Genomic DNA, 26,085 nt, shown 5'->3' on the forward strand with positions numbered 1-26,085 from the left:
ACTGAGCTTGCTAGTCTGCAACCACCTAGTTTTCTAAGCTGACGACTCAATTAAACATCAGGGAAGTATCTTATGATTTTAGCGGAAAAGATTATCAGGTTAAGAAAACAACTAGGTTGGTCGCAGGAAGAATTAGCCGAAAAAATGGCTATATCTCGACAGTCAGTATCTAAATGGGAGAGCGCTAATAGCATTCCAGATTTAAATAAAATTATTAAACTGGCCGACATTTTTGAGGTTTCAACTGACTTCCTACTTAAAGATGAATATGAAGCTAATAGCTACAACGATGAACCTAAACCATCAAACCTTAATCAAGTCAGCTTAGAGCAAGCCACACAGTACGTTAACAGCAAAATACAGGAAGCAGCACTGATAACGAAAGGCGTTATTTTATCTGTTTGCTCTGCCATACCACTATTCTTCTTTCTGGCAATGGCAGAGACCCAACGAATGGGTATAACCGATGATGCAGCGACCACTATCGGATTGGTATGCGTGCTGATGTTAGTTGCAACAGCAGTCAGCTTTTTTATAAAAACCAACCAATTTAAAAATGAAACCGCTGCGATTGAAAACCAAGATTTTGAGCTAGCTTATGGCGTCCACAGTATTTTTAGTGAGCGACTAGCAGCATATCAACCTAGGTATAACCGCAGCTTATTCATCGCCATTAGCCTGTTTATTTTCAGTTTTGTACCATTGATAGTCGTTAACCAGTTTTTTGATACTTCGGGAATGGTGCTAATGATGATAGCCGTCCTACTGTTAATGGTATCAGCAGGGCTATTTTTCATCATCCCAGCATCAACAAAGCTCGATGCATATAACCATATTCTGCAAGATAAGGGAGCAGACACAGAGCAAACCAAACGCAACAAGCGTGCAGAAAAACTAGCCGCTTTTTATTGGCCATTATTAATAGCAATCTTTCTAGGATGGAGCCTTTGGACCATGGACTGGGGCACCACTTGGATCATTTGGCCAGTAGGCGCAATACTCTTCGCCGCCTTAGTGGGTTTAATGGAATTGCTAGAGAAGCCTCAAAACAACTAAATCAACCAATTTCAGCAAGAGCGTGGCTCCACCTAACGTTAATGGCGTTCGAATGAACGCCAATGACATTTTTATCCGTTAGCCGTCATCCCAAACTCCCTCTTGTTGGTAATAGTAGGATCTAGCTTGATAGCTTTTAGCTAAGTTTGTATTAAGTTGGGTTATTGAAGGTCATACCTACAATTGGTACCTATCGCTTGCAGCGTGCTTATGTGCAGCTACTTCTACGAGACGGTGAGTGAAGCAGGGCTTCAAGCTTACGAACGAGAAGCATGGATGCTGAACTGGCACTTAGATAGGGATATCGTTGTAAAATATATCCCTATACGCTCTGCGATTTCATCCTTGAAATCGAAGCTCGTAGCCGCACCTACACCTGTTCATTTGTCTCTTCGATTTATCTTTACTTGGTAGGGTTCCATAACTGATTTTTGCCCCAAAATTGGTTAGCATTCAAATGAAGGCTGATTACATTTCTTGATTAATATTCAGTTGTTTTGTTATTTGGTGGTCTGTTTGAAGGTCTCACCTTCATTACTGTTTATTGCTTGCCGCAGGCTTATGTGCAGCTACTTCAGTGACACGACACGAGTATATCCCTATAGTCTCGGCCGTGATGTCTGATGTGAATGGATTCACAAATGCCGTGGTGACATGGATGTCATAGAACGGCCATGTCACGGATGGTCACTGCCGCATCTACACCTGTTTATTTGTCTCTTCGATTTGGCTTTATCTCTTTATGCATTAGTGACAGTAATTTGCCCTATGCAGTACTGACCTTTTTGTAATACTTTTCCTCATCAGTTAGCAAGGTATGGGTTCCGTCTAGCGACAACCTTTTAGTTAACCAATGTTTGCACTTTTATACAGTAGTATCGGTTTAGTGCGGTAAATCTCTAAGTTTTTGCGCAATCAGTTCACGGTTTGTTGTTGAGTGAAAATAAAAATAGATGTAAATTCAAGTAACTAAAAACGCGCTGGCTCGGTTTGCAGGAGATACGAGGCAAACAAAGTGTGCGACTAAGTTTTGTCCTAGAGTGTATTGGATACAATCTTAAGCGTAAGTGTTTAATAAGCTGTTATTAATTAACTTTTCAGGTATTTTACTGTGCACGCTTTCTCAACATGGCTTGGCAAAACGCGCAAGCCGTATATACAAATGTTAGCAGCCTTAGGATAGTCATGCTCAATACGGATAGAGTTTATTCAAATGATAAACATAGTGCTTTTAGTGGCACTGTAAAATGGAAGCCTGTTAAATCTATTTGGTTTTTGACTCATCTCTTAGCAACTATTTTAATTGCTCCATTTGTTTTGTCTTTTTCCGCCTTTTTTGTCTTTTTAATCCTTACAGCTATTACATTATGTTTTGGGCATTCGCTAGGAATGCATAGATTGCTAATTCATCGCTCATATGAATGTCCTAAATGGATGGAGTATTTGTTTGTATATTTGGGTGTGTTAGTTGGAATGGCAGGCCCAATAGGCATGATGATTCAACATGACCTTCGTGATTGGGCGCAAAGACAAACTCAGTGTCATGATTACTTATTACATGGCTCAAAAATACTAAAGGATGGTTGGTGGCAATTAAATTGTGATCTTGTACTAAACAACCCTCCCGAATTTAATATAGAAGAATCGGTATCCTTAAATAAGTTTTATCAATTCATAGAAAAAACGTGGATGCTTCAACAATTAGTCCTAGCCATTCCTTTATTTCTTATTGGTGGTATACCTTGGTTAGTTTGGGGCGTTTCTGTTCGAATTGTAATATCTGTCGGTGGTCATTGGCTCATTGGTTACTTTGCCCATAATAAAGGCGATAAAACTTGGGAAGTTGAAGGAGCTGCGGTACAAGGCCACAATATTAAAGTAGCGGGTTTCCTTTCAATGGGAGAAGCGTGGCATAACAATCATCATGCTTATCCGGGTTCCGCAATGTTAGGCTTGTACAGTGACGAACCAGATCCAGGGTGGTGGGTTCTAAACGCTTTACATAATCTAAGAATCGTTAAAAACATTAAATTGCCAAAGCAGCTACCAGCTAGGTCAGAATTAGTCAAAGTTTCTGATAATATTGACAGTCGAGTTGAACGAGTGCCTGAGGACTGCGAAGTCGCAAAGTTTATACGAAAAGGCAGCTAACACATATGAGCCTCCCGCCAGTCAATAGGCGAGCTTAACTAGTTTGGCTGCTTGTGCAGTCAAATTTAAATCAATCAACAAATTCATCCACTTCGCATGTCGGTGCGCTGTCAAATCATCGTTTACAGCAAACACATATAGAGGCTCTCTTATTACGATCTTATCGCAGCCTGACGCAGTCCAATCCTTTGGAATATCAGGGGCACTAGACAGTTATCGGTTAACCCTAAGATGGCACTATTCAAGTCTCAGGTGCTTATAGCACAGTTAGTTTCAGGCTCATTTAGGGGGTAAACGACTTTGTTGATTGTATTAATTAATGCGCGCCAATAAGGTGTCTAATCAAGTCTATGTAGCTTAAGTCGCACTTGGCATAGTGATGATGGTGAGAAATTATTATTTCATTAGCCACATCATTCACAGTCATGCTCGCTTCTCTTTTTAAGAGTATCTAGTTAGACGTTCAGCTCACCTTATTGCGCGACTTATCCTTTCAAAAATCGTTGTTCATCAAACACCGTTTTGTTTTTCAGCATGAAGTAGACACAACGTCCAAGCTTATGAGCTAGCGCAGATAGTGCTTTGGCTTTGCTCATCCGTTTTTGTAATCGGTTAAGATAGTTACGCGCTTTATCATTACCACGAAGGTAAAGCACTGCCGCTTCAGAGAACGCCCATTTCAAGTGCGCATTACCGATTTTATTGCCGTTGGTGCCGTAGGTTTTACCAGCTGACTCAGCTTTGCATTTCACTAAACGAGAGTATGAGGCAAATTTTTGAACTGATTCAAACCGAGTGACATCACCGATTTCATAAAGGATAGTCAGCGATAAAATCTTACCAATACCTGGAACGGTTTTAAGTAATTCAAGATAAACGGGATTATGGTTTTTGGCTTGTTTCTCAATAAACCATTCAACCTGAGCGAGTTCCTTGGCATAGCAATCGAGAAGTGCCATGTCTAAGTCTATATTTCGCTGTACGATAGGGTCTTTATATTGTTGACGTAATTTTTGTCTTGCGGAAATGTTTTTAAGATTTAACTCTGTCGCAGGTAAGTTGTACTGGCTGTTTGTATTAACAACATGAGCTTTGAGCATGGCACCGTGACGGACTATCTTCATTCTGCGACGTAGTAGGTCGCGGGCAGCACGCATTTCGTTAGGGTAGTTGTAAGCGATTGGGAAGTTACCACCACGAAGTAGCGACGCTATTTTAAAGGAGTCGATTTTATCGTTTTTGGTTTTACCTCCGTGAATAGCCTTCATATACAGGGCATGGCCTAAGACAAAGTCGATGCCAAGTTCAGCACACCAATCAGAGACCCAATACCAGCAGTGCATGCACTCAACGCCGACTATGACATTACCTATATATGGTTCAAGTATGCGCAACAGGTCACCTTTGTCTGCATCAATCTTTTTATGTACAGCAACTTTCCCTTTAGAATCAATAATGCAGACATAAAGTAAGCGCGCATGTAAATCAATTCCACAGTAGTATGGATGTGAGTTATTATAAAATCTCATTGAGCTTTCTCCTGTTGGTTTCGTCACCTTCAGCATACTGCTAATGCGGTTTGCTAGGGAGGAGGCTCAATGATTATCAAGCTAATTAATAAGGACAAAAAACAGTTGGCTGTTTTCGTTCCTCAACATTTTAGCCAACAATTTTTTGCACATTATTAGGGCGTTATGTGAACAATCAAATAAGGAGAATTAGATGTTCAAATGGATTACTTTAAGCCTTAGCTTTTTCTTTTCCACATTAGTATTAGCTAATAGCACAGAAGTTAAACTAGAGCATTTTGCCAAAAACTACTTTGACTTATGGGTTGCAACACAAGCCCCCGATGCATCCAAAGAGGATATTGAAAACTATTTAGCTTTACTAACTCAAGATATTGGTCATCAACACCTACCTTATGATTCTGATGACATTCGACAACCTGATGGCAAAGAAAATATGAGAAAAGGTATGCTGTATTACCTTGGAGGGCATACTGAACATTCAGCAACTCTAATTTCGATTACAGTAGGTTACAATGTTGTCATTATCAAATATGACACCGTATCTAAAGGTATTCATCCTCAAACAAAAACAGAAGTTAGATTTTCTTACGATACAACTGAAGTTCTTGAAATTGAAAATGGAAAAGTATCAGTTATAAGAAAATATAGTGAGTAAGTTCACATAACAAGCGCAATCAGCCGACTCGCTACGCTCTCGGCTGTTGCGGCGTTACGGCTTATCTGATCGCCATAGCTCCCTTAATGGCAGCAGTCATTTTCAGAGCTTAAACTCTAACGCATTTTTGTCCAAAAACGTGTTTGATCACTTGAAGTAAAATCGAAGAGATACTTATGTCGAAGCCCGAGTCAGGTGTAGATGCGGCAGTGAGCTTCGACAGCAGGGCGAAGTTACACGAAGTGGAACTCTTTGAGCGAGAAATAGGGATATCGAACTGGCCGGTAAACATGGACGTTGTTTGAAGTCGTAGAGCCCACAGGGCAGAAAATGTTCCAAACATTTTTTCTGCATTTCCTCCATCCTTGGAGGTCAGATATGCTTGCGGAGTGTCGCAGAAGTGTTTGCACATCGGCCTGCTGCAAGCAATAAACACCAATTCAGCCATGGCATTCAGCAAACTAGCCAAATACCAAACTAGCCCAATGGAACTAGTAAAACTAACCCCAAAAGATACTTCAAACTTGCTATCCGGCAAGTAAGCTAAAGGGGTAAACGTCCTTGATAACTAATCGGATAATAACCTTGGCTATCTTTCTTACCCAAGAAGGCTAACGCTTTCTTCAGATCCGCTGGTTGTGAAGCGGTCTCTTTAATTTTGGCGCTTACCTGAACCATCTTCTCAGCTTTTACTAACACAGTGCCATCAAAGCCAAGCTGATTCATCTGCTCATCGGAGCGAACTTTGACGTTGCCATCTTCACAGCTCAGTCCAAGCTCGATGTCACCTAGTGGATAGTTGCCAAACTGGTTTTTGACCTGAACAGTATTAAGAAAAAGCTTGCCGTTTAGTTGCTCACATAAAGGAATACCTTGCTGGAGCGTATCCACAAACAGACTGATATCACCGCTGACTTCAGTGCGGAACGGTAAACGGGTATTACCTAGCAGAAAGCTACTTGGCGCCTCAAATCTTAACCCCTCGGCGTCAATACCTGAGCCAGAGAGCGACACTAACCCCTTGCCATTAACCGCCGTTCCACGATTACCGATAACCAGATCTAAATTCGCCTTACCTAAAAAGAGCCCCCAAGGGCTTAACTGCCACTGAACCAGCTCAAGCTGTCGTCTCTGGATGCTCAAGGTTTCAATTTTTCCTGACCAGATCGTTCCTGAAACACCAGATACACTGATATTATTTGGCAATGGGGCCAGTTTTACGGCAACACTGGCTGGAAACAGTGCGATGATAAACCCTAAGTAGATCACCACACCCAAAATAATCTTTTTCGTTAAATTCACTACTACACCTTAATAAAAACCATCAGCTCTTTATTGTTAAAGCTGGCTTACTGTGAAAGCTGGATTCGGCGAACCTTCACTAAACCAGGTAGATCCGACTCAGCAAGGTCAATACTATCAAGCGATAAACCTTTTCCCTGCACCAGATCATTGAGATAGGCTAACAAGGCATCAAATGGTACATCATCCATCCAGATCTGTATCTTATTTCCTTGAGGCTGCATACGTGTGATCTCAAGACCATAGGTACCTGCACTCTGATTCACGGCTGCACTCAAACTTCCTCTGAAACTGGTTTTATTGCCACTCTCTTTCAAACCAGCAATCTTATTCGCTGTCTGCTTGACATAATTTAAGGTGTTCTGCTGCGCCTGTAGGCCACGTTCAGCATCGAGCTCTGCATTGGCGATCGGCGTCCAGATCCCCCAATAGAGAATCCCTACCACGAGAAACACACCACATGTACCAACGAGTTGTTGTTCACGTAGCTCTAAACCACTCCACCAAGCTTTTAGATTATCCATCTTATTTGCTCCTCAGCGTTAAGGTGCTGGTCACTGAGTCTTCACCACTGTTCATCGCTCCTGAATCAAGCTGATAGGAGGCTGACACTATCGTCTTAAACTGCTCAACCTGGGCATAACTCTTAGCGATGACCTGCATTCTCAGTTCATTGCGGACGCTGTCAAAACGCAAGGTCGTAGGCTTTAGCTCTGGCACTTGAGTAAAGGCGGGTTCTAAGCCTTGAAGCATAGTGAAAAACTCACTGCCACCACTGCCTCCCTGCATGCTTCGCAGCTGTTTCTCCATCTGAGATCTCAGGTTTACAATTCTCGAACTGCCGGGCACCGCTCGCTTGTAGATAGCTTCACTTTCCGCTTTCAGTCTCGCCTGCTCTGTATTCATCTGATGAATATTGAGCCCTTTATTAACTAAACCAAGTACTAAGGCAACACCAATCACAATGGCGACATTACGCCAAAGCAGTAAATTTTTACCGTATTCACGCTTAGGGGTATAAACACCAGATAACAGATTCAGGGGAGCTGAAAGTATCCCTTTAGCCAGTACTAACATAGGCAGCTCAAGGGCTTGAGGCTTGATATCTGCACCAGCAAAGGCCAGTTCACTGTGTCCGGCAACGGTCACAGGTGTCTCTTGCCCTTCTGGTAACAATCTAGGCAGTAGCGTATCTAACCAGTCTTGAGTCAAACTCACACCAGAACCTTCACCGGTTCTAACCAGATACTCTTGGTTAAACTTAATCGCTGCCCACTGGCACTCATCAAGAGGAAGAGCTAAGCAGTCAGGCACAACATTCTTAACTTTAAGCCCAGCCTCATGTAACCAGCTTAACCAATCCTGCATCTGCTGATGTGCAACAACGGCAACACTCAGCTCGCCATCGGTACGTGGACCGGGGACAAAATGAAGCTCATCGACGTTTTCAGCTAGCGACTCCTCTAACATAAAAGGAAGCGCTTGAATGGCTTGGCGTTGCCCTTTTTCTGGCAACTCCACAGAGGTCAATGTGATCGCAGATGATGGCACCAACACATCCACAGGACGGTTACCGGCACGCTCAGTTAAGCTACTTAATGCACTGGCATCTTTTAGCTCACCTGAAGCGATGATCTCCTGCTCCTGCTCGGACCAAACCAACCAAGAGCATGCTTGATCTGAACTTGTTCCTAAGCGAATAAATAATCTTTCACTCACATTCATTCTCCACCTATCTTATGGCGCTACGGCGATAAGATCTCATTATTTTTATTCTGTTACTCAACAAATATAAAGTGGGCTATTTCTGCCCACCAAACTGTCGGGTTAATATCTCGAAACTCGAGCCGTCAGTCTTGATGATGCTCTCTAAACGGAACATAGCCGTATCGACCTTTGCCCCCGCTTCAAGACGGAAATATTTGCTATCAACCACAAAGCTCGATGATAACGCTGCGTCAGCAGCTAATAATCCTGCAACCGATGAGTTCTCTTTAAAATCTTCAATTTTTTCAAAACCATCGCCTGGGCGCTGGTTAATAATACTTTCTGCTTCACTGACCGACATCTTGTCATCAAACATACCTGCTAACAGTGCAGCTTGCTCTACCTCAATCGTATTCACGTTCAACAGCTGCTGTGTATTACCCGGTATCACACAGATATAGGGCAATAATTTAAGATAGATATCCTGAGAATACCCCATAACCGCTCTTAACTCACTGCGGTGACTCATCAAGGTATTTGCAGCACGATAGGGGACATTGCGCGACTCATATTCGGCATCTTCAGCGCCGAAAGGACTCGCAGTGGTATCCTCATCGAGATAATCTTTCAGGGTATGGGTCAACCGCTCGGCTGAAAACTCATCCATACCTAATGCCATTAATAAGCCCTGATACTGAATCGCCGCCAGTGGCAATTTAGGCTGACCGTTGCCATCTAGCTGGCCTTTAGTGTCGATAGACAGCGAGTTTAGGTTAAAACAAGCGCGCATATCGCTGATCTTACCGCCTATCTCACCGTGCTCAGCTGGAAAAACAACATCTGCTTGTGCCCAGTATTGTTGGCGGTGCACTCTGCCCTCAGCGTCTTCGAGATCTTGCTTTAATACCTTTTTGGTCAACTCTTCAGCTGAGAGTGCATACCAGTAAGCTTGATCGTATTGAGCCAAGTTTAATGTGCGGCGCATTGAGAGATGGTTACGGCTATTAATATTGGTTGCGATAACGGCCACCAGAGCCACAATCAGCAGCACCACAATCAGCGCAACGCCCCGCTGCTTACGGGGTAGCTTACCCATTAACCACCACCCTTTTCACGGCCATTCTCATCTTCACCGTTGTTAGTTCCACCGCCGTTATTACTACCGCCGCCGCTGCTACCACCGCTACTACTGCCACCGCCGGTGTTATTACTGCCGTCTTTATTATCGCCGTTGTTATTGCCGCCATTACTACCATTGTCATCGCCAGAACCCGCTTTGGCGCCAACTGGCAGTAAAAACTTACGCTGGATCTTGCCTACTCCCTCAAGTTCAATCTCCATGGCGATAGCCTTAGGTAGATTGGCTGCATCGACCTTTCGCTCCCATTTGTCTTCGACAAAGAAGGAGTATTCCACCGAGATCACATCGCGCATCACTATGGTTTTTATCGGATCGCTACCAAACTCAGGTTCTGGATAGGGGTAGTACCAACGCTCAAGATTATTTTCACTAACCACATAGACAACCGACTGAATGCTTCCTCTTGGTAAGATCCCATCGGGATTGAGCCAACCTATCCGAAAAAACACTAGGGCTTCTGATTCAGAATCTAAAATATCTGAACCCGTTTGAAAAACCGTTGTTCCGCGGCCACCCTCAAGTAAACGAGGAGAGCGTGCCACCATCTGACCAAAATCTCGCTCTAAAGCGCCAAATCCTTGCTGCATCGCCTTAAGCCTATTAGAGAAGTCCTTGGTTACTTCATCATTGCGCATCACATTTTGCAGCACGGCATTAGAAGCAAGGCCCAACATAGAGAAGATGGCGATGGCGATGATCATCTCAAGCAGGGTAAAACCTGCAGTTTTATTTATCTTGGTTGAGCACATAACTACTTACCTGAGCGACAATACGTTCATAACGTTCATCGTCACTGACACTGACTCGGATCATGCGAAACTTATCGTCTGTGGTCTTCACCACCTCTTTGCGCCAGTACCACTCTTTACCGGCTAACTCTGCTTGCCCATCTTTCTTACCAAGATCGGGAAATTTGGCCTCCAATCTGGCATCAACCATCACATTGTCGGCAACCCATTGAGCGTAAGTACGCTGCTCTAAAATGGGCATATTCGCCATCTGCTCACCTAAGCTTTTAGTGATAGAGACGGCAGCGATTGAAAACACGGCAAGCGCCACAATCACCTCAAGCAGTGTCATCCCTTTCGCTTTGCGGGAGCGAGAAGAACCAATAGAGGAACGAATATTAGTGCTCATCGAAACCATGGTCTCTCCCCTGAGTCATACGTCCCAATGCATCACCAACCACTAACGCCTCAACCTCTTTGCCAGTTTCATCTTCACTGACAAACATCAGCTCAAAAGCACTCATTTCTCCACTTGGAAACAGCAAGATCTGTGGCTCAGGAAACTTCTTCTTATCTTCCTCGGATTTTTCAATCAAAGGCTCCTCAAACCAGCTATCTTGCTCTTCATCATCTTGCACCAAAGGTAAACCATCGAGTACCAGATCGATCCTTACCCCGGGCTCCATCTCCCGCTCACCTAAGATCCTGTCTTGAGTCAGCGGTTTCCACTTGGCTTCGTCATAGACGACATACTTATAGCTATCATCTTCGATCACTATGCCAATAAAGTGTCCACTGAGTACCGTCTCATCCAGTACCATCTCAGTCGCTGCCATAAACTGCTGAGCCGTTTTCTCCAGCTCACGTTTTTTATCGGCGCCACTCATACTCATGGTCACAGCAGAAGCGGCCAGTCCCATTAAGAGAATGACCAATAACACTTCCATTAAGGTGAAGCCTTTTTGATGAAGAGTTCTCATCAAGTAGTGGCTCTCGGCGACGTCATAGGATCGGGATAAACAGAGATTCAGTGATTACTGAAAGTTCTGTAGATTCCAGTTTCCGATATCATCTTCCGTACCAGCCTGACCATCAGGACCTGCACTGAAGATATCAATTTTACCGTTCTCACCTGGGCTCAATAGCAGGTAGTCATTTCTCCACGGATCTTGTGGCAGACGCTTCACATAGCCATCTTCGCGGTAGTTACGTGGCTCAGGTGAACCAGTAGGCTTTTGAGTCAAGGCTTCAAGCCCCTGCTCAGTCGTTGGATAGATGCTGTTGTCCAACTTATACATATCCAAAGAGTTCTCTAACGCCACAATGTCTGAGATAGCTTTTTGAATATCGGCTTTATCCTTGTTGCCCATAAGGTTAGGTACAACCATAGAGGCCAGAATACCCAAAATAACGATCACAACCATCACTTCGAGTAGGGTAAAACCTTGCTGTTTTTTTCTTGCTTGCATGAACTACGTCCTCTTAATAAAACTGGGCTACACCATAAAGATGATGCAGAAAATATAGGGGCGACTAGCCACTAATCATGTTATTCAACTCTAAGATTGGCTGCAGAATTGCCAGCACGATAAACAGTACCACAGCGGCCATACTCACCACTAATAGAGGCTCAAAAACACCCAAAGCGATATTCACATTGGACTCAAACTCTCTATCTTGGTTATCGGCAGCGCGCTCAAGCATCTGCTCTAGCTGTCCACTCTTTTCACCCGAGGTGATCATATAGAGCATCATAGGCGGAAAAAGTTTCGTATTCGTCAGTGCAGCGCCTAAGCTGGTTCCTTCACGAACTCGCGCTGTTGCTTCCTCTACTGCCGCTCGAACTTTCACATTGACTAAGACCTCACTGGCGATACGCATCGCATCGAGCAGAGGCACAGAGCTGGCAGTTAAGATACTTAAAGTACGAGCAAAACGCGCCGTGTTTAATCCCTTACTCACCCTGCCTATAACAGGAAGTGTCAGTAGTAGAGAATCGTATTTCATCCTAAATTCAGGCTTAGTGAGCATACGCTTAAAGAGTACAAACAGCGCAAAAGCAGCGCCTAAAATGATAATGCCGTAGTCTCTGATAAAGTCTGAAGAGGCGATAAGCAGCAAGGTTGTCCAGGGGAGCTCCTGGCCCATATGCTCAAATTGACCAACAACTTGAGGCACTACCGCCGCAAGCAAGATAGCGATAACACTGATAGCGACAACGGTAAGAACCACTGGGTAGATCATCGCCTGAGTCATCTTGCTCTTTAACTGTTGGCGACGCTCGGTGTAATCGGCAAGTCGATTAAGTACAACTTCTAGGTGGCCAGATTTTTCACCGGAAGCCACCATAGCGCGGTAGAGATCGTCAAAGATATGGGGGAACTCGGCCATAGAGTCGGCTAAGTTATAACCCTCAACGACACGGGAGCGAACCGCCATGATCATGCTGGCGAGCCTATCTTTCTCACACTGCTGACCAACGGCTTTTAGCGCCTCTTCAACAGGTAAACCAGCCGCCACTAAGGTAGCAATCTGACGGGTAATAAGGGCGAGTTCAGCGACAGAGATCCCACGTTGAAACAGGCTTTTACCACCGGTTTTCGCCTTGGTCTCCTTCTCTACAACTGGCACAATCTCCAGCGGCATCAGGCGCAGTTCTCTTAACTGACCACGGGCATGACGCGCCGTATCAGCTTCCATCACACCTTTCTGCTGCTTTCCCTTATTATCTAATGCCTTATATTCAAACGCTGGCATAGCCTATCTCCAAATCTGAACAAAGCAGCAAAAGAGTGCAAATTTGTTTATCTGAAAAATCCATATTCACAGCCAACATGCTACTCCTCACGAGTAACACGTAACACCTCTTCCAAGGTCGTTCGACCTGCAAGAACTTTACTCATACCATCGTGTCGAATACTCGGCGTGCTCTTACGTATGTGTTTCTCGATGGCAAGCTCGCCTCGTCCAGTATGGATGAGTTCACGCACATCATCATCGACCACTAACAGCTCATGGATACCAGTACGACCACGATAACCGTTATGGCCACAGTTCTTACACCCTTCGGCGCGATAGATAACCCGAGTATCGTCAGCTGACATACCGAGTAGGTCGCGCTCACTTTGATCCGGTATATGCTCAGACTTACAATCTGGACACAAGGTTCGGATCAGACGTTGGGCTAGTACACCAAGTAGACTCGAGGAGACAAGGAAAGGCTCAACTCCCATATCTTGTAGTCGAGTGATCGAACCTGCTGCTGTGTTGGTATGCAGTGTCGATAACACCATATGACCAGTTAATGATGCTTGAACCGCAATTTGCGCCGTTTCTAAATCTCGAATCTCACCTATCATCACCACATCAGGATCTTGACGCAGAATCGCTCTCAATCCACGGGCGAAGGTCATATCAACCTTAGTGTTCACCTGAGTCTGGCCTATCCCCTCAAGTTCATACTCGATAGGATCTTCTACAGTCAGAATATTGGTATCTTTAGAGTTAAGCTCAGTTAAGCCCGCATACAGGGTGGTACTCTTACCTGAACCTGTTGGACCGGTCACCAAAATAATGCCGTGAGGCTTACGGATAAGCTCTTCAAACTGAACCTGCACATTGTGAGTCATGCCCAACTGCACAAGATCTAGGTTACCAGCATTCTTATCCAGTAGACGCAGTACCACACGCTCACCATGGCTAGAAGGCATAGTAGATACACGCACATCCACTGCTCGGCCAGCAATTCGCAATGAGATACGGCCATCTTGTGGAACGCGCTTCTCAGCAATATCCAAACGCGCCATCACCTTGATACGAGAAACCAGTAGCGATGAGAGTTTACGATTAGGTTTAAGCACCTCTTTCAAGACACCATCGACACGGAAGCGAACCACTAACTGCTTCTCGTAGGTCTCGATATGGATATCCGATGCTTCCTCTTTGATCGCTTCAGAGAGCAGAGCGTTGATCAACTTAATGATCGGTGCATCGTCATCACCCTCTAACAGATCTTCCGTTTGAGGTAGCTCTTCGGCCAGAGTAAACAGATCCATCTCGTTACCAATATCTTCCATCAGCTGCTGAGCTTCAGAAGAGTTAGCTTGATAAGCCATGGTTAGTTTAGTTTCAAACTCTGGTGCAGCCAGTTCAACAAGAGGCAAGTTACGACCTGTGTAGCGTCTCGCTTCGAGTAAAGCTGTAACAGGAGACTCGCTGGTGTGAAACAGGGTTAGCTCATCATCACGCTTATCGAGCACCACCTTGAAGCGGTGGGCATAAGCAAATGGCAGGCGCTCCTTACTGTTAGAGTGAAACACCTCATCGGTTTCACTCTCAGCGGTTAAGCCAAGCTCATCACTGACTTGAGCGAGTTCATCAATTTGTGTTGCTTGTGTCTCACTCATCATGACTATCTTCGCTGGCAGTATCGGTATCAGTCTCTTTATTATCTGAGATAGATTTCAGGGTAGAGTCTGTTTGACGCATCTTAGTCTCTAAACCTTTGCCCTCTTTGTAACGCTCAAGAATATCGTTCACTTCAGGAGGTAGGTAATCTGCTTGATTCCACTCTTCAAGAACAGGTACTTCGCTGTTTGGCATTAGGTTAATACCACGCTCCTGCTGCTCCATCTGTAGTGCTCTGAAATAGTTATATTTACGACCTGCGATGCCTTCCATGGTGATGCCATCACGAATAATCGTTGGCTTAATAAACACCATCAGATTTTTCTTTTTCTTACCGCTTGATGAGGACTTAAACAGGTGACCAATGATCGGGATATCACCAAGGAAAGGTACCTTCTGCACACTCTCCTGCACCTCTTCATTAATCAAGCCACCTAGCACAACGATCTGCCCCGAATCAGCCATCACAGTAGTGGTCAAACGGCGCGTAGCAAAGGTCACATCGACACCTGTTTTACCGTTAATGCCTGACACCTCTTGCTCAATGGTCAGCTTAACCGAGCTACCTTCGTTAATTTGCGGCACAACCTTGAGCTTAACTCCCACCTCTTTACGCTCAACGGTTTGGAATGGGTTACTGTTGCCGTTACTTGAGTTTTGCGCGCCCGTTAAAATAGGCACTTCATCACCAACAATAAATGACGCTTCTTGGTTATCTAGTGTCGTGATTGAAGGTGTCGCTAAAACATTTGATTTGGTATCGCTAGAAACAGCTTGGATCAGTGCACCGAAGTCACCCATGGCCACGCCCCACGCCATACCATTAACCTTGCCTAACGCTTGAGCTAGCAAGGTAATATCACCGGGAGTATCTGGATTATCGGTACAGGTTTGATTGTCGCCTGAACCACTACAGGTTTGAGAGGCTTTTTGATCTCTAGCATTCCAAACACCAGCACCAATCTCGCCGATAGTCGGGCCTAAATTATTAAACTGAGTACCACCACCTGCTGCGGTTGCCCACTGAACACCGAAACCGACATCATCGCCCTCTGAGACCTCAACGATAATCGCTTCAACCAAAACCTGTGCACGGCGAATATCTAACTGGTTAATAACACTTTCAATGGTACGCATCTGATCTGGCTCAGCACTGATCACCAAAGCGTTGGTGTCATCATGGGCCATAATGTTGATCTCATTACGGCGCTTCTTACCACCGGCTTGTCCACCGCCGCCATCTTTGTCGTTGACTAGCTTCTCAGCAAAACCTGTTAACACCTCAACCAGATCTTCGGCTTTAGCGTATCTGAGATAACGTACCTTAGTATTACCTGTGCTGGCTTGCTCGGCATCGAGTTTTTTCACTAACGAAACCACACGTAGGCGGCTCTTCTCGTCACCGCTAACGATGACGGCATTCATACGCTCATCAGCCACCACTTTTGGTGCCTGGCCAGGCATCTGAGATTTATTTCCGGTAGAGCGATATAAGGTATCGATAATGCGCACTATCTCGCCTGCAGAGGCGTATTCGAGTGGCACAACCTGAACTTCAGTATCACCTTGCTTATCGACGCGGCGAACAATCTCAACCAACTTATTCACTACGGCAGCACGGCCAGAGATCATCAAGACATTGGATGGGTCATAGTTAACCACGTTACCGCCACCGGCATTATCATTAAGCTGACGAAGTAGCGGAGCAAGCTGCTTAGCTTCTGTGTTGTAGAGGGCAACAATTCGCGTCACCATCTCATCGCCTAAGCCGGGAGTTTTATCATCGGCCACACGAATAGCGGCTGTTTTTGCATCTTTATCTTTGATGACCTTGATGATGTTGTTATCCATCTCGACGACGGCATAACCATAAACCTGAAGTACATTGAGGAAGAATTGATAATATTGCTCATCGTTGAGCAGATCGTAACTGCGGACATTGATTTTACCGCGCACAGTAGGATCGACAATGATAGTCCTATTAAGGTTCTTACCAACAATGTTGATAAACTCTTGAATATCAGTCCCTTTGAAATTAGCCGCATACTGCTCAGACCAAGCAAGTTGAGGAGCAAGTAAAGATGCCCCCATCACTAAACTTGCGATTAACTTCCTGCGAATATTCTTCTTATTCATTTTAACTTCCCATAAAGCTTAAGCTGTTTGCCACATGCGTCCCCGACGATAAACTAGGGTAAGCAAGTTTGCTCCTATTCACGAGCACTTGGCCAGGTTGGCGTGCGGCGAATTCTATTATTTCTTATATTAACTTTTTCAGATCTTATACAGGTACTAAGGGAGACTGAACATTATCTCGACCAGCTGCCCGTCACGCTCCACCATCAAAGATATCTCGGTAAGCTCTGGCAACTGTGCCATCACCTCTAATGCCTGAGTCATCTCAGTAAGATCATAACCATTGATCGACTTTGCCAGATCATTAGCTCTAAAACCCGCTTGTTTAAACAGATCTCTGTCTTTTCCTGCATTTAAGCGGTAACCCTGAAGCTGACCTTCCCTCTGTACCGGGGAGATAGCTAAGTAATCTGTCAGCTTACTCGGATCGGCAAGGAGTTCATCTCTGGACTCCAAGATATCTTGGGCAACTTGTCTATTTTGGCGCTGATCAACTTTGCGCACAGACTTGGCTTGCTGAAGTTGTTTGTTAGCTTGACCGTTAGTCTCATATTTAAGACCGTCTAACATCAAGGTTTCATACCGACCACTGTTGGTTATTATGATGCGATCTGCGTACACCTCTTTGAGTGATGCGGAGGTACCCTTAATCTTATCGCCTAAGCTATAGGTATTTTGACTACCACTCGATGCGATAACTGCTAAGCCTTTTTGCTGTGCAGTCGACGCCACAACACCCGTCAATTGAATCGACAGTGAGGTCTTAGGCGCATCGGTGATCTGCTCCTCTACAGGTGCAACTTTAGGTTGACTAGAGGCTTCATCGGCCTTGCCAAACAGAGACAGTGCCTGCAGTTGAGCAACACTGACACTCTTACCCGCACTGACACTTGCAGGGGTAGGACGCCAGTTTGTGGTTGGCTCGGAGGTAGGAACTAACTTCCATGTAATTTGAGCAAACAGGTAGAGTACAATAATTAAACCGACCCAAAAAACGCTTGTGCTCAGAGGCTTATGCGGGATGTCCGCCGCCTTGCTTATAACTTTATCTAATAAATCCATATAATGTGGACCCTATATACAGGCCTCTGTTCTGATTACGATAATTTAGCGAATACTGACTCATGCTAACCTACACTGTTAACGGCAACAAGCCCACAACATTAGCTTTATTGGCGAAAAGAGCCCAAATATGCTAACTTTACGCGCCATAAAAGGGTGTGAGGCCGATCGCTATAATAGGTTATTGCCAGCATGATTAGCGATTTTAATCTCCAGCTTGTGAGCTCACCCATCTTTAATATCCCTATGGAGACTCAATGAGTAAGTCTGCCGATGAAATTACCTCTATTCGCCTAGACAAATGGCTTTGGGCCGCACGTTTCTATAAAACTCGTGCTATCGCGAAGGAGATGATTAATGGTGGTAAAGTTCATTACAATGGCCAACGTGCTAAATCCAGCAAGCTTGCTGAAGTGGATGCTGTCATCAGGTTAAGACAGGGATATGACGAAAAAGAGATTGTCATAAAAAAGCTGTCAGAACAGAGACAAAAAGCGGCAATTGCACAAACTTTGTACCAAGAAACACCAGAAAGCGTAGCGAAACGTGAAACCTATGCTGAAGCCAGACGATTAAATGTGCTAAATAACCCCGCGCCTGACCATAAGCCGGATAAAAAGCAGCGCCGGCAACTAATCCGCTTCAAAGAGAGCTAATATCGAGCTCACCATTGAAGTCACGATTAAAGGCCATATATTAAGCAATATCTGGTAACAATATAAGTTAACCGACTCGCGCTATACGAATAGTGCTATAGCAAATAGTTTTATACCGAATCACATTGTGAGATTGAGATCTAAATGAGTAAAGACAATTTACACCGCTACCTGTTTGAAAATGCCGACGTCCGTGGTGAGTTGGTGCAGCTTGAGCAGAGTTACCAAGAGGTACTCTCGGCTCATAATTACCCTGCGCCAATCCAGAATCTGCTAGGTCAGCTGCTTGCAGCGACTTCACTATTGACCGCCACACTTAAGTTTAACGGTGATATCAGCGTTCAACTACAAGGTGACGGCCCAGTCTCTCTGGCTGTGATCAATGGCAATAACCTACAACAGCTTCGTGGTGTCGCACGCTTCAAAGGCGAGCTAAGTAGCGATGGCGATCTGCAGCAACTGTTTGGTAAAGGCCATATGGTGATCACCTTAACTCCTACCGAAGGTGAGCGTTACCAAGGTGTCGTAGCACTAGACAAGCCCACATTAGCGGGCTGTCTTGAGGAGTATTTCGCTCAATCAGAGCAGCTTCCGACCTCAATTACTCTGTTTGCCAACGGCAAACAAGCGGCAGGTATGCTACTACAGGTACTGCCAACAGAGGGCGATCATAACGCTGAGTTTGAACACTTAGAGCAGCTTACTGCAACCGTCAAAGCTGAGGAGCTGTTTGAGCTAGAAGCAGAAGAGGTACTACACCGCTTGTATCATCAAGAGGAGGTTCGTCTATTTGAACCTGTAGCAGTCACCTTCTCATGCACCTGCTCTAGAGAGCGCAGTGCATCGGCAATACGCACAGTATCAAGAGAAGAGATTGAGTCTATTCTGGCCGAACAGGGAAAGATTGAGATGGGTTGTGAGTACTGCAACACCAACTACAGTTTCGACTCTATTGATGTGGCAGCTATCTTCAGCAACACACAAGCGCCAGAGACTAAGCAGTAAGCTACTCAGTAACATTCAATAGTTATACCAATCAGTATAAGAAGTTGATCTACTCAGAGTGTTTTTTGGCAACCTAGTTCAAGGCGAATGGATGATAGAATGGTTGTTCCCTTGTGAGTTCATTTAACGCAGAAATAGGCAGCCAAAAACACTCCTTACAGGCGAGTTTTAGCGGTTCTGATTCTGCGTTAACGAGCTTAACCGTAGAATCACTATGCTCTTCACTCGTTGTCTTGCCTCAGGACCGCTAAACTCTCGCTGAGCGATCAAATCTTTATACTGATTGGTATTAATAAAAATGCAGCTCAATGAGCTGCATTTTTTTATCTGTCTTTAGCTAAATCGGTTTAAAAGATTAATAAAGCACCATAGTCAGGTAACCCAGAACCAGTACGATCATTGAGGTTAAGGCATAAGGCACCGGATAACCAACCGCAGGCATATCACTTTGACATGCGTCCTGAGCCCCCTTCATCGCAGGAGTACTGTTACGTCCGCCAGCACAGGCTCCCGCCAATATTGCAGGATTCATTTTGCGGAAGTAGAGACCATATATCCAAGCAAGCAGAGGAGGCACCAATGCCGCCGTTAAGCCCAGTGCGGCTATCTTAATCACCACAATACCTTGGAATGATGCCAATATCTTTGGTCCAACCGTTGCCGCTAATACCGCGACAAACAAGCTCAGGCCGATATCTTGCAAGAAACTACGAGCTCCCTCACTCATCGGGCCGCCAAATGCAGGGTTACGTGTACGCAGGAAGGAGAACACGATACCAGTAAGCATACAGCCAGCCGAAGTACCGAGCGCAAATGGAATTCCCCCCAAAGTCACACTCATGTGGCCGCAGACATAACCAATCAGTAAAGAGAGCGCGAGATAGAAGGTCTCTGTGAGTGTGCTTTCAACAATGGGATTGCTATTTAACCTCTTCGCCGCTTGTTGAACACACCAGTCAGACCCCGCCACTCGGATCACATCTCCCATCTCAACCACAGATTGCGGTAAAACAGGGAGCTGATGCCCTTGCCTGAACAGCGCCTTGAGATAGATACCAAATCCGACCTCTTTACTAATCTCTTCGATGGTTTTTCCAATAAATGCCGACTTACCTAAGTGAATATCTGCCACTTCAATATCGACATTGCGCGCACGCGGCTCATCGACCTCGACACCCACTCTCGACTCGCCACCTTGAATCAGCTCATGGTAATCACCTCGAATCCCGATAATATCGCCTAGCTCAAGCTTAGGATTATCGGCTGCATCAATCACCTCATCACCACGAACCAGTTTAAGGATTGCCGCATGAGGGTATTGATGAAACAGGCTTTCAACACTTTGCCCCACAAGCTCTTGGTGCTCAACTCGATAGGCACGAATATCTAAAGGCAACACACCCAGGTTAGAAAAACCGTTAGTGCTAGGCAGCGCCTCTGTGTCTCCGCCAGCCCCAAACTCAGCTTCAGCATCCTTACCAGCTTTAACGGGATCGATTCCGAACATGGCAGGCAGATACTTGATAAGTAAAATAATAAATACGCTTGAAAGGATATAACTAATGGCATAACCCGCAGCGATATTGGCACTGACCTGATCGAGTGTCATGCCTGCAGGTGCTTTAAATGCCCCGGACGTAATAGCAGACTGAGCCACTCCCATCACAGCAGTTACGGTATAACTACCTGATATGATCCCCGCTGCATAGCCAGGCGCTAATCCCAATAATTTGGCTCCGAAGAAGACAATAAGAAAATTACTGAACACCACGATAAGACCGATAACCACAAAATCTAAGCCTCCCCGCGCTAATCCAGAGAAAAACTGCGGCCCAACCTTCATTCCGATGGCGTACATAAACATCATCAAGAAGATATCGGAAACTAGTCCCGGCGCATCGATCCTCAAACCATAAACTGAGAATGCCGTGAGCGCGATACCAACTCCCACTACGAGTGTGCCCGCGGTCGAGCCTAGGTTGATCCCCTTAATGGAGATCTTCCCTAGGGGATAACCGATAGCGATACTCAGGAAGAGAAATACGAAGGGGTTGTGAGCAATATAACCAAAGATAAAACTAAACAATTCTGAAATATTCATAATCGTTTCCCGTAGGCCTATATTATCCATATAGGCTAAAACCAGAGCGATTTATGCCACTGCACTCCTCGCCCTGTCCACCATATCTAAAAGCAGTTCACCAACAGATGATCTCAGCCTAACCGTGATTGAAACCTGCAGATTCCGCTTCATCACTGCTATGTGAAATAGGATGTTTTGCAAAAAAGTCGACACAATGCTGCAGATCGGCCACCAAGAGATCGGCTTGATCCCGACTAAAGCCATGACGAACTAAGATACGCATAATCACTAAATCTTCCCGCTTTGGCGGCATCGCATAGGCGGCAATTTGCCAACCACGGGAGCGGATCCGATCGGAAAGGTCAAATAGGTTAAAGCCTGGTTCAACCCCCTCTTTCAACGACCAACTCATGGCAGGAATACCACCTTGGCCATCATAGATAATGTCAAACATCCCCATCTTCTCGATCTCTCCTGAGAGGTAGATCGCAGTGTCATAGCAAGCTTGATGTATCTTGCGATATCCCTCTCGGCCTAAACGCAAAAAGTTGTAATATTGCGCCACGATCTGACCGCCAGGACGGGAGAAGTTCAATGCAAAGGTCGGCATATTGCCACCTAGATAGTTCACATTGAAGATAAGATCTTTATCCAGTGCTGACGCATCACGCCAGATCACCCAGCCCACCCCTAACGGGCTCAAACCAAACTTATGTCCGGAAGCATTAATAGACTTAACTCGAGGCAAGCGGAAGTCCCACTCAAGGTCTGGATCGCAAAATGGTGCTAAGAAACCACCACTGGCAGCATCAATATGCATGGGGATATCTAAGCCAGTGTCTTTTTGTAGCTGATCTAAGGCTTCATGTACCGCCTTAACTGGCTCATATTGGCAGGTAAAGGTAACACCAAGTGTGGGCACTACACCTATGGTGTTTTCATCACAGCGTTTAATCACCTCTTCAGGCGTCATGATGAGGCGATCACCCTCCATCGGGATCTCACGTAGCTCAATATCCCAGTAGCGAGCAAACTTATGCCAACACACCTGCACTGGACCACAGATTAAATTTGGCTTATCCGTTGGCTTACCTAGCTTTCTCATCTTTTCACGCCAAGCCCATTTCAGCGCCATTCCACCTAACATGGCGGCTTCACTCGAACCCGTTGTGGAGCAACCTAAGGTGTTCTCCGCATCCGGTGAGTGCCACAGATCTGCCAACATATGCACACAGCGAGCCTCAAGCTCAGCCGTCTGAGGATATTCATCTTTATCGATCATATTCTTATCGATACATTCATCCATCAGCTTGTGCACTTCATCTTCGACCCAAGTCTGACAAAATGTCGCCAGATTCTGTCGCGAGTTACCGTCCATCATGAGTTCATCGTGAATAACCTGATAAACATGGCGAGAGTCATGTTCCTGTTCAGGCATTTTGTACTTTGGCATAGATAGGGCCAGGTCAGCTGACGAGTAGATGTCATCGAGAAGGTCATCTCTAACCGTATCCTTGGAATGAAGAGGCATAAGGTTAACTCCGTTGAATTAAAACAAATTTAAAATTCTAGGTTGACGCTGCAGACGCCAAAGAAGGTATATAGAAAAGTCTTCGTACGAGCTAAAACGATACTATTCCTGCTAGCAGAGCTCGTCAATCTAGTGAAGTGTAAAGTTTGATTAATTAAAAATAACCATATACAACAGAGCTATAGACCAGTTCTAGGCATGCAATATGCACTCTTGTTAGAGTCCAAAACAAAATTTCAACCTTACGACTGACACTGCCTACCTTAATGACACTTTACTGACTAATCTTTTTTACCATTTTCACAAACTTCCTCACACATTCTTTTGCGCTTACGTTACAATCGTGACATAGCGCAAAGACGCACATTGATAAGAATTAATAAATCAAGCTGGCAAAGACTGGCACTCAATTCCGACCTCAATCATGGAGACCTTACTAATGGCGGATGGAACACCTCGTACTCACCGTAATCCTCAGGCAGCACAACTCATCGAAATCGCGCTATCACGCGGAGAAGGTGAACTCACAGCCAACGGAGCACTCGTCGCTAAAACCGGAGAACGCACCGGACGCTCGCCTAACGATCGATTTATTGTTAAAGAGCCGAGCTCTGAAAATGATATCGACTGGGGCTCAGTTAATAAGCCTTTCGAGCAGGAGGCATTTACTGCACTGTGGAACCGAGTTGAGGCCTATTTAGGTGACAAAGAGCTGTTTGTCTCTGAACTGGAAGTAGGTGCAGATGATGCACATTACCAGCCTATTCAGGTCACCACAGAAACCGCATGGCATCAGCTTTTTGCCCGTAACCTCTTTATTGTTCCAGAGGAGTTTAACTCAGCAGATAAGCCCGTTTGGCAGATCATCAATGCCCCTGGTTTTGAGTGTGTTCCCGAGCGTGATGGTACCCACTCAGATGCAACAGTGATCCTTAACTTTGCTGAGCGTAAGGTACTACTTGCCGGACTTAAATATGCCGGTGAGATGAAAAAGTCCATGTTCTCTGTACAGAACTTCCTCCTACCAGCAAAAGGCGTGCTCCCAATGCACTGCTCGGCTAACGTAGGCAAAGAGGGCGACACCACGCTATTTTTCGGCCTTTCAGGCACAGGTAAAACCACACTGTCAGCCGATCCTAAGCGCTTCTTAATCGGTGACGATGAGCACGGTTGGGCACCTGGCGGCGTCTTTAACATCGAAGGCGGCTGTTACGCTAAATGTATCGACCTTAGCCAGAAAAACGAGCCAGTGATCTGGAATGCAATCCGTTTCGGTACTGTACTTGAAAACGTGGTGATGGATGAGAACCGCATCCCGGATTACACCAACTCGACATTGACCGAAAACAGCCGTGCAGCTTACCCGCTTGAGCATATCGAGTTACGTAAAGCGGAAAACCGCGGTGCAGAGCCTCACGCAGTTGTGTTCCTAACCTGTGATGTCTCCGGTGTGTTACCTCCCGTTTCTATCCTAACTAAAGAGCAAGCTGCTTATCACTTCCTCTCTGGCTACACTGCAAAGGTAGGCTCTACTGAGATGGGCTCTAGCTCTGCAATTCAGTCAACCTTCTCTACCTGTTTCGGTGCCCCCTTCTTCCCACGTCCGGCAGGAGTTTATGCCGAGCTACTGATGAAGCGCATCGAGTCTTTCGGCAGCCAAGTGTACTTAGTTAACACTGGCTGGACAGGCGGTCCACACGGCGTAGGTAAACGTTTCGATATTCCCACAACTCGAGCGATTGTCGATGCCATCGTTAGCGGTGAGCTAAAAGGGGTTGAAACTGAGCACCTTGAGAAGCTTAACCTGCACGTTCCTGTTGCTGTGCCAGGTGTTGAGACTCAGCTGCTTAACCCTGTCAACACATGGGCAGATAAGGCGCAATATGCCGAGTACGCTCAGCAGTTGGCCGATAGCTTTACGGCTAACTTTGAGAAGTATCAAGTACCAGATTCGATCAAGCATGCCGGACCTAATGCTTAATAAGGTCTTTTTATTAGGTTACTTGTGATCTGATAGTTTGTTGATTTTTGTAAGATGAATCCCAGTTTAGCTTAGGTTGTGCTGGGATTTTTTATGCCTATGGTTTGATATTATTCATACGTGATGTTTAAGAGTGATACTTGGCTAAGAGTTTTGAACACGTTACTTCATTGTAATTTATCGCTTCCCAGCGGGGTATGTGCAGGCACTTCTGTGAGACGCTGTAAAGCTCTACGGTTTCAAATAACGTCCATGTTAAACAGCCAGTTCGGCGTCCCATCCTCTCGTTCGGGTCGTTAAGGGGTTACTCTCCAACTTGGCTCTGTTTGAATATGGTGACCAGATATGGTGTGGATGATATCAGTAGCGGCTTGCTGTTTTAGTCGCGGAAAATATTCAGCCATATAGTGTCGATGGGCAGCTTCACTTTCCCAGTAGGTTGTTACAAGATAGCGATCGGACTCATCATTAAACTGCCAGAGTTGCCCTCCTAACATGCCTTCAACCTGTTGCATGCCTGGATTCCAAAGCGTTTTCTGCTCTTGAATAAACTCATCAAGCTTGTCGGGATCTATGTAGCAGTCTGCGATGCGAATAAACCCACAGCTAGCTTGATTTTTACCTCCTTGATTAAAAGCTGGAATGCAGATCACAGCTGACAGATAGGAGACTGAGATATGGCTATAACTGCCAACTTGATTGGCTCTCTCAGCAATGGGGTCATGGGCAGCACTCATAAAATCTTTCACGCTCTCCATGTCTGTCCAACGAGCTAGAATGACAGCTATATTGGTTTCTTGCTCCCAGCCACCAAGTTGGGAGATAAACCCCTCACAATGTGCAGTCTCCAACCAAAGGCGCTGACCTTTCGAGAAGATATTCCTCTTGGCTTCGACAACCTCACACCGTATATATTTAGCTATCATATTTGCCTCCCAAATGGGGCTCCCTA

General features: G+C 45.3%; 23 protein-coding genes. 7 read left to right on the forward strand and 16 right to left on the reverse strand.

Annotated features, from left to right (window positions below):
* Positions 1-72 precede the first annotated feature (72 nt).
* Together SWOO_RS24245 and SWOO_RS24250 are read left to right on the forward strand one after the other, a co-directional pair.
* Entirely contained in the window at positions 73-1,056 is a 984-nt protein-coding gene (locus tag SWOO_RS24245; protein WP_012327288.1) for a helix-turn-helix domain-containing protein, read from the forward strand.
* Between the two features lie 1,185 nt (positions 1,057-2,241).
* Complete coding sequence (locus SWOO_RS24250; protein ID WP_012327289.1) at positions 2,242-3,207, forward strand: acyl-CoA desaturase; 966 nt, start codon at positions 2,242-2,244, stop codon at positions 3,205-3,207.
* Positions 3,208-3,692: 485 nt separating this feature from the next.
* On the opposite strand, the gene SWOO_RS24255 is transcribed toward SWOO_RS24250, so the two are convergent.
* A complete protein-coding gene (locus tag SWOO_RS24255; protein WP_012323703.1) occupies positions 3,693-4,736 on the reverse strand; it encodes an IS110-like element ISShwo5 family transposase in 1,044 nt (347 codons plus the stop codon).
* A gap of 193 nt (positions 4,737-4,929) precedes the next feature.
* On the opposite strand from SWOO_RS24255, the gene SWOO_RS24260 reads away from it, so the two are divergent.
* Both SWOO_RS24260 and SWOO_RS26415 read left to right on the forward strand, forming a co-directional pair.
* On the forward strand, positions 4,930-5,394 hold the full coding sequence (locus tag SWOO_RS24260; RefSeq protein ID WP_012327290.1) for a nuclear transport factor 2 family protein: 465 nt from the start codon (positions 4,930-4,932) through the stop codon (positions 5,392-5,394).
* Positions 5,395-5,570: 176 nt separating this feature from the next.
* Positions 5,571-5,699: a hypothetical protein gene (locus tag SWOO_RS26415; protein WP_267864801.1), complete on the forward strand. Its 129-nt coding sequence runs from the start codon at positions 5,571-5,573 to the stop codon at positions 5,697-5,699.
* 238 nt (positions 5,700-5,937) lie between these two features.
* Here SWOO_RS26415 and SWOO_RS24265 read toward each other — a convergent pair whose 3' ends face one another.
* The 12 genes from SWOO_RS24265 to gspC all read right to left on the reverse strand — a co-directional run bounded on the left by SWOO_RS24265 (position 5,938) and on the right by gspC (position 17,877).
* Positions 5,938-6,696 (reverse strand): type II secretion system protein N, encoded by a 759-nt coding sequence (locus SWOO_RS24265; protein WP_012327291.1) that lies wholly within the window; start codon positions 6,694-6,696, stop codon positions 5,938-5,940.
* Between the two features lie 47 nt (positions 6,697-6,743).
* Positions 6,744-7,220 (reverse strand): type II secretion system protein M, encoded by a 477-nt coding sequence (locus tag SWOO_RS24270; protein ID WP_012327292.1) that lies wholly within the window; start codon positions 7,218-7,220, stop codon positions 6,744-6,746.
* A 1-nt stretch (position 7,221) separates the two neighbouring features.
* Positions 7,222-8,415 carry a type II secretion system protein GspL gene (gene gspL / locus SWOO_RS24275; RefSeq protein WP_041418399.1) on the reverse strand — a complete coding sequence of 398 codons (1,194 nt, stop codon included), beginning with the start codon at positions 8,413-8,415 and terminating at the stop codon, positions 7,222-7,224.
* 82 nt (positions 8,416-8,497) lie between these two features.
* A complete protein-coding gene (gspK, locus tag SWOO_RS24280) occupies positions 8,498-9,499 on the reverse strand; it encodes a type II secretion system minor pseudopilin GspK (RefSeq protein ID WP_012327294.1) in 1,002 nt (333 codons plus the stop codon).
* Positions 9,499-10,293 carry a type II secretion system minor pseudopilin GspJ gene (gene gspJ / locus SWOO_RS24285; protein ID WP_012327295.1) on the reverse strand — a complete coding sequence of 265 codons (795 nt, stop codon included), beginning with the start codon at positions 10,291-10,293 and terminating at the stop codon, positions 9,499-9,501. The genes gspK and gspJ overlap by 1 nt, the downstream gene beginning before the upstream one ends.
* Positions 10,271-10,690: a type II secretion system minor pseudopilin GspI gene (gene gspI / locus SWOO_RS24290; protein ID WP_012327296.1), complete on the reverse strand. Its 420-nt coding sequence runs from the start codon at positions 10,688-10,690 to the stop codon at positions 10,271-10,273. The genes gspJ and gspI overlap by 23 nt, the downstream gene beginning before the upstream one ends.
* Positions 10,671-11,252, reverse strand: coding sequence for a type II secretion system minor pseudopilin GspH (gspH, locus tag SWOO_RS24295; RefSeq protein WP_012327297.1), 582 nt, complete (start codon positions 11,250-11,252; stop codon positions 10,671-10,673). Before gspH ends, gspI begins: the two co-directional genes overlap by 20 nt.
* A 54-nt stretch (positions 11,253-11,306) precedes the next feature.
* A complete protein-coding gene (gspG, locus tag SWOO_RS24300; protein WP_012327298.1) occupies positions 11,307-11,741 on the reverse strand; it encodes a type II secretion system major pseudopilin GspG in 435 nt (144 codons plus the stop codon).
* A 64-nt stretch (positions 11,742-11,805) separates the two neighbouring features.
* Complete coding sequence (gspF, locus tag SWOO_RS24305; RefSeq protein WP_012327299.1) at positions 11,806-13,029, reverse strand: type II secretion system inner membrane protein GspF; 1,224 nt, start codon at positions 13,027-13,029, stop codon at positions 11,806-11,808.
* Positions 13,030-13,109: 80 nt separating this feature from the next.
* A complete protein-coding gene (gene gspE / locus SWOO_RS24310; RefSeq protein WP_041418401.1) occupies positions 13,110-14,678 on the reverse strand; it encodes a type II secretion system ATPase GspE in 1,569 nt (522 codons plus the stop codon).
* On the reverse strand, positions 14,671-16,815 hold the full coding sequence (gene gspD / locus SWOO_RS24315; protein ID WP_012327301.1) for a type II secretion system secretin GspD: 2,145 nt from the start codon (positions 16,813-16,815) through the stop codon (positions 14,671-14,673). Before gspD ends, gspE begins: the two co-directional genes overlap by 8 nt.
* Positions 16,816-16,971: 156 nt before the next feature.
* Positions 16,972-17,877 (reverse strand): type II secretion system protein GspC, encoded by a 906-nt coding sequence (gene gspC, locus SWOO_RS24320; protein ID WP_012327302.1) that lies wholly within the window; start codon positions 17,875-17,877, stop codon positions 16,972-16,974.
* A gap of 257 nt (positions 17,878-18,134) precedes the next feature.
* Here gspC and hslR point away from each other — a divergent pair, with 257 nt between their 5' ends.
* The gene (gene hslR / locus SWOO_RS24325; protein WP_012327303.1) at positions 18,135-18,533 is read left to right on the forward strand and encodes a ribosome-associated heat shock protein Hsp15; all 399 of its coding nucleotides are present in this window, start codon (positions 18,135-18,137) and stop codon (positions 18,531-18,533) included.
* A gap of 144 nt (positions 18,534-18,677) precedes the next feature.
* Positions 18,678-19,538: an Hsp33 family molecular chaperone HslO gene (gene hslO, locus SWOO_RS24330; protein WP_012327304.1), complete on the forward strand. Its 861-nt coding sequence runs from the start codon at positions 18,678-18,680 to the stop codon at positions 19,536-19,538.
* A 355-nt stretch (positions 19,539-19,893) separates the two neighbouring features.
* Here hslO and SWOO_RS24335 read toward each other — a convergent pair whose 3' ends face one another.
* Together SWOO_RS24335 and SWOO_RS24340 are read right to left on the reverse strand one after the other, a co-directional pair.
* The gene (locus tag SWOO_RS24335; protein WP_012327305.1) at positions 19,894-21,639 is read right to left on the reverse strand and encodes an aspartate:alanine exchanger family transporter; all 1,746 of its coding nucleotides are present in this window, start codon (positions 21,637-21,639) and stop codon (positions 19,894-19,896) included.
* A 118-nt stretch (positions 21,640-21,757) separates the two neighbouring features.
* Positions 21,758-23,152, reverse strand: a complete 1,395-nt coding sequence (locus SWOO_RS24340; protein ID WP_012327306.1) for a glutamate decarboxylase — start codon at positions 23,150-23,152, stop codon at positions 21,758-21,760.
* A 439-nt stretch (positions 23,153-23,591) separates the two neighbouring features.
* Here SWOO_RS24340 and SWOO_RS24345 point away from each other — a divergent pair, with 439 nt between their 5' ends.
* Entirely contained in the window at positions 23,592-25,133 is a 1,542-nt protein-coding gene (locus SWOO_RS24345) for a phosphoenolpyruvate carboxykinase (RefSeq protein ID WP_012327307.1), read from the forward strand.
* A 296-nt stretch (positions 25,134-25,429) separates the two neighbouring features.
* Here the strand turns inward: SWOO_RS24345 and SWOO_RS24350 are convergent, their stop codons facing one another.
* On the reverse strand, positions 25,430-26,059 hold the full coding sequence (locus SWOO_RS24350) for a DUF4937 domain-containing protein (RefSeq protein ID WP_012327308.1): 630 nt from the start codon (positions 26,057-26,059) through the stop codon (positions 25,430-25,432).
* Between the last annotated feature and the right edge of the window lie 26 nt (positions 26,060-26,085).

This window comes from Shewanella woodyi ATCC 51908 (assembly GCF_000019525.1).
Lineage (GTDB): Bacteria > Pseudomonadota > Gammaproteobacteria > Enterobacterales > Shewanellaceae > Shewanella > Shewanella woodyi.

Coding starts and splice junctions, on each gene's coding strand:
- SWOO_RS26415 (WP_267864801.1), top strand. CDS start 5,571: ATGTCGAAGCCCGAGTCAGGTGTAGATGCGGCAGTGAGCTTCGACAGC.
- hslO (WP_012327304.1), top strand. CDS start 18,678: ATGAGTAAAGACAATTTACACCGCTACCTGTTTGAAAATGCCGACGTC.
- SWOO_RS24335 (WP_012327305.1), bottom strand. CDS start 21,639: ATGAATATTTCAGAATTGTTTAGTTTTATCTTTGGTTATATTGCTCAC.
- SWOO_RS24260 (WP_012327290.1), top strand. CDS start 4,930: ATGTTCAAATGGATTACTTTAAGCCTTAGCTTTTTCTTTTCCACATTA.
- gspD (WP_012327301.1), bottom strand. CDS start 16,815: ATGAATAAGAAGAATATTCGCAGGAAGTTAATCGCAAGTTTAGTGATG.
- gspF (WP_012327299.1), bottom strand. CDS start 13,029: ATGCCAGCGTTTGAATATAAGGCATTAGATAATAAGGGAAAGCAGCAG.
- SWOO_RS24270 (WP_012327292.1), bottom strand. CDS start 7,220: ATGGATAATCTAAAAGCTTGGTGGAGTGGTTTAGAGCTACGTGAACAA.
- SWOO_RS24340 (WP_012327306.1), bottom strand. CDS start 23,152: ATGCCTCTTCATTCCAAGGATACGGTTAGAGATGACCTTCTCGATGAC.
- gspI (WP_012327296.1), bottom strand. CDS start 10,690: ATGGTTTCGATGAGCACTAATATTCGTTCCTCTATTGGTTCTTCTCGC.
- SWOO_RS24250 (WP_012327289.1), top strand. CDS start 2,242: ATGCTCAATACGGATAGAGTTTATTCAAATGATAAACATAGTGCTTTT.
- SWOO_RS24255 (WP_012323703.1), bottom strand. CDS start 4,736: ATGAGATTTTATAATAACTCACATCCATACTACTGTGGAATTGATTTA.
- SWOO_RS24245 (WP_012327288.1), top strand. CDS start 73: ATGATTTTAGCGGAAAAGATTATCAGGTTAAGAAAACAACTAGGTTGG.
- gspE (WP_041418401.1), bottom strand. CDS start 14,678: ATGAGTGAGACACAAGCAACACAAATTGATGAACTCGCTCAAGTCAGT.
- hslR (WP_012327303.1), top strand. CDS start 18,135: ATGAGTAAGTCTGCCGATGAAATTACCTCTATTCGCCTAGACAAATGG.
- SWOO_RS24345 (WP_012327307.1), top strand. CDS start 23,592: ATGGCGGATGGAACACCTCGTACTCACCGTAATCCTCAGGCAGCACAA.
- gspG (WP_012327298.1), bottom strand. CDS start 11,741: ATGCAAGCAAGAAAAAAACAGCAAGGTTTTACCCTACTCGAAGTGATG.
- gspH (WP_012327297.1), bottom strand. CDS start 11,252: ATGAGAACTCTTCATCAAAAAGGCTTCACCTTAATGGAAGTGTTATTG.
- SWOO_RS24350 (WP_012327308.1), bottom strand. CDS start 26,059: ATGATAGCTAAATATATACGGTGTGAGGTTGTCGAAGCCAAGAGGAAT.
- gspK (WP_012327294.1), bottom strand. CDS start 9,499: ATGGGTAAGCTACCCCGTAAGCAGCGGGGCGTTGCGCTGATTGTGGTG.
- gspJ (WP_012327295.1), bottom strand. CDS start 10,293: ATGTGCTCAACCAAGATAAATAAAACTGCAGGTTTTACCCTGCTTGAG.
- gspC (WP_012327302.1), bottom strand. CDS start 17,877: ATGGATTTATTAGATAAAGTTATAAGCAAGGCGGCGGACATCCCGCAT.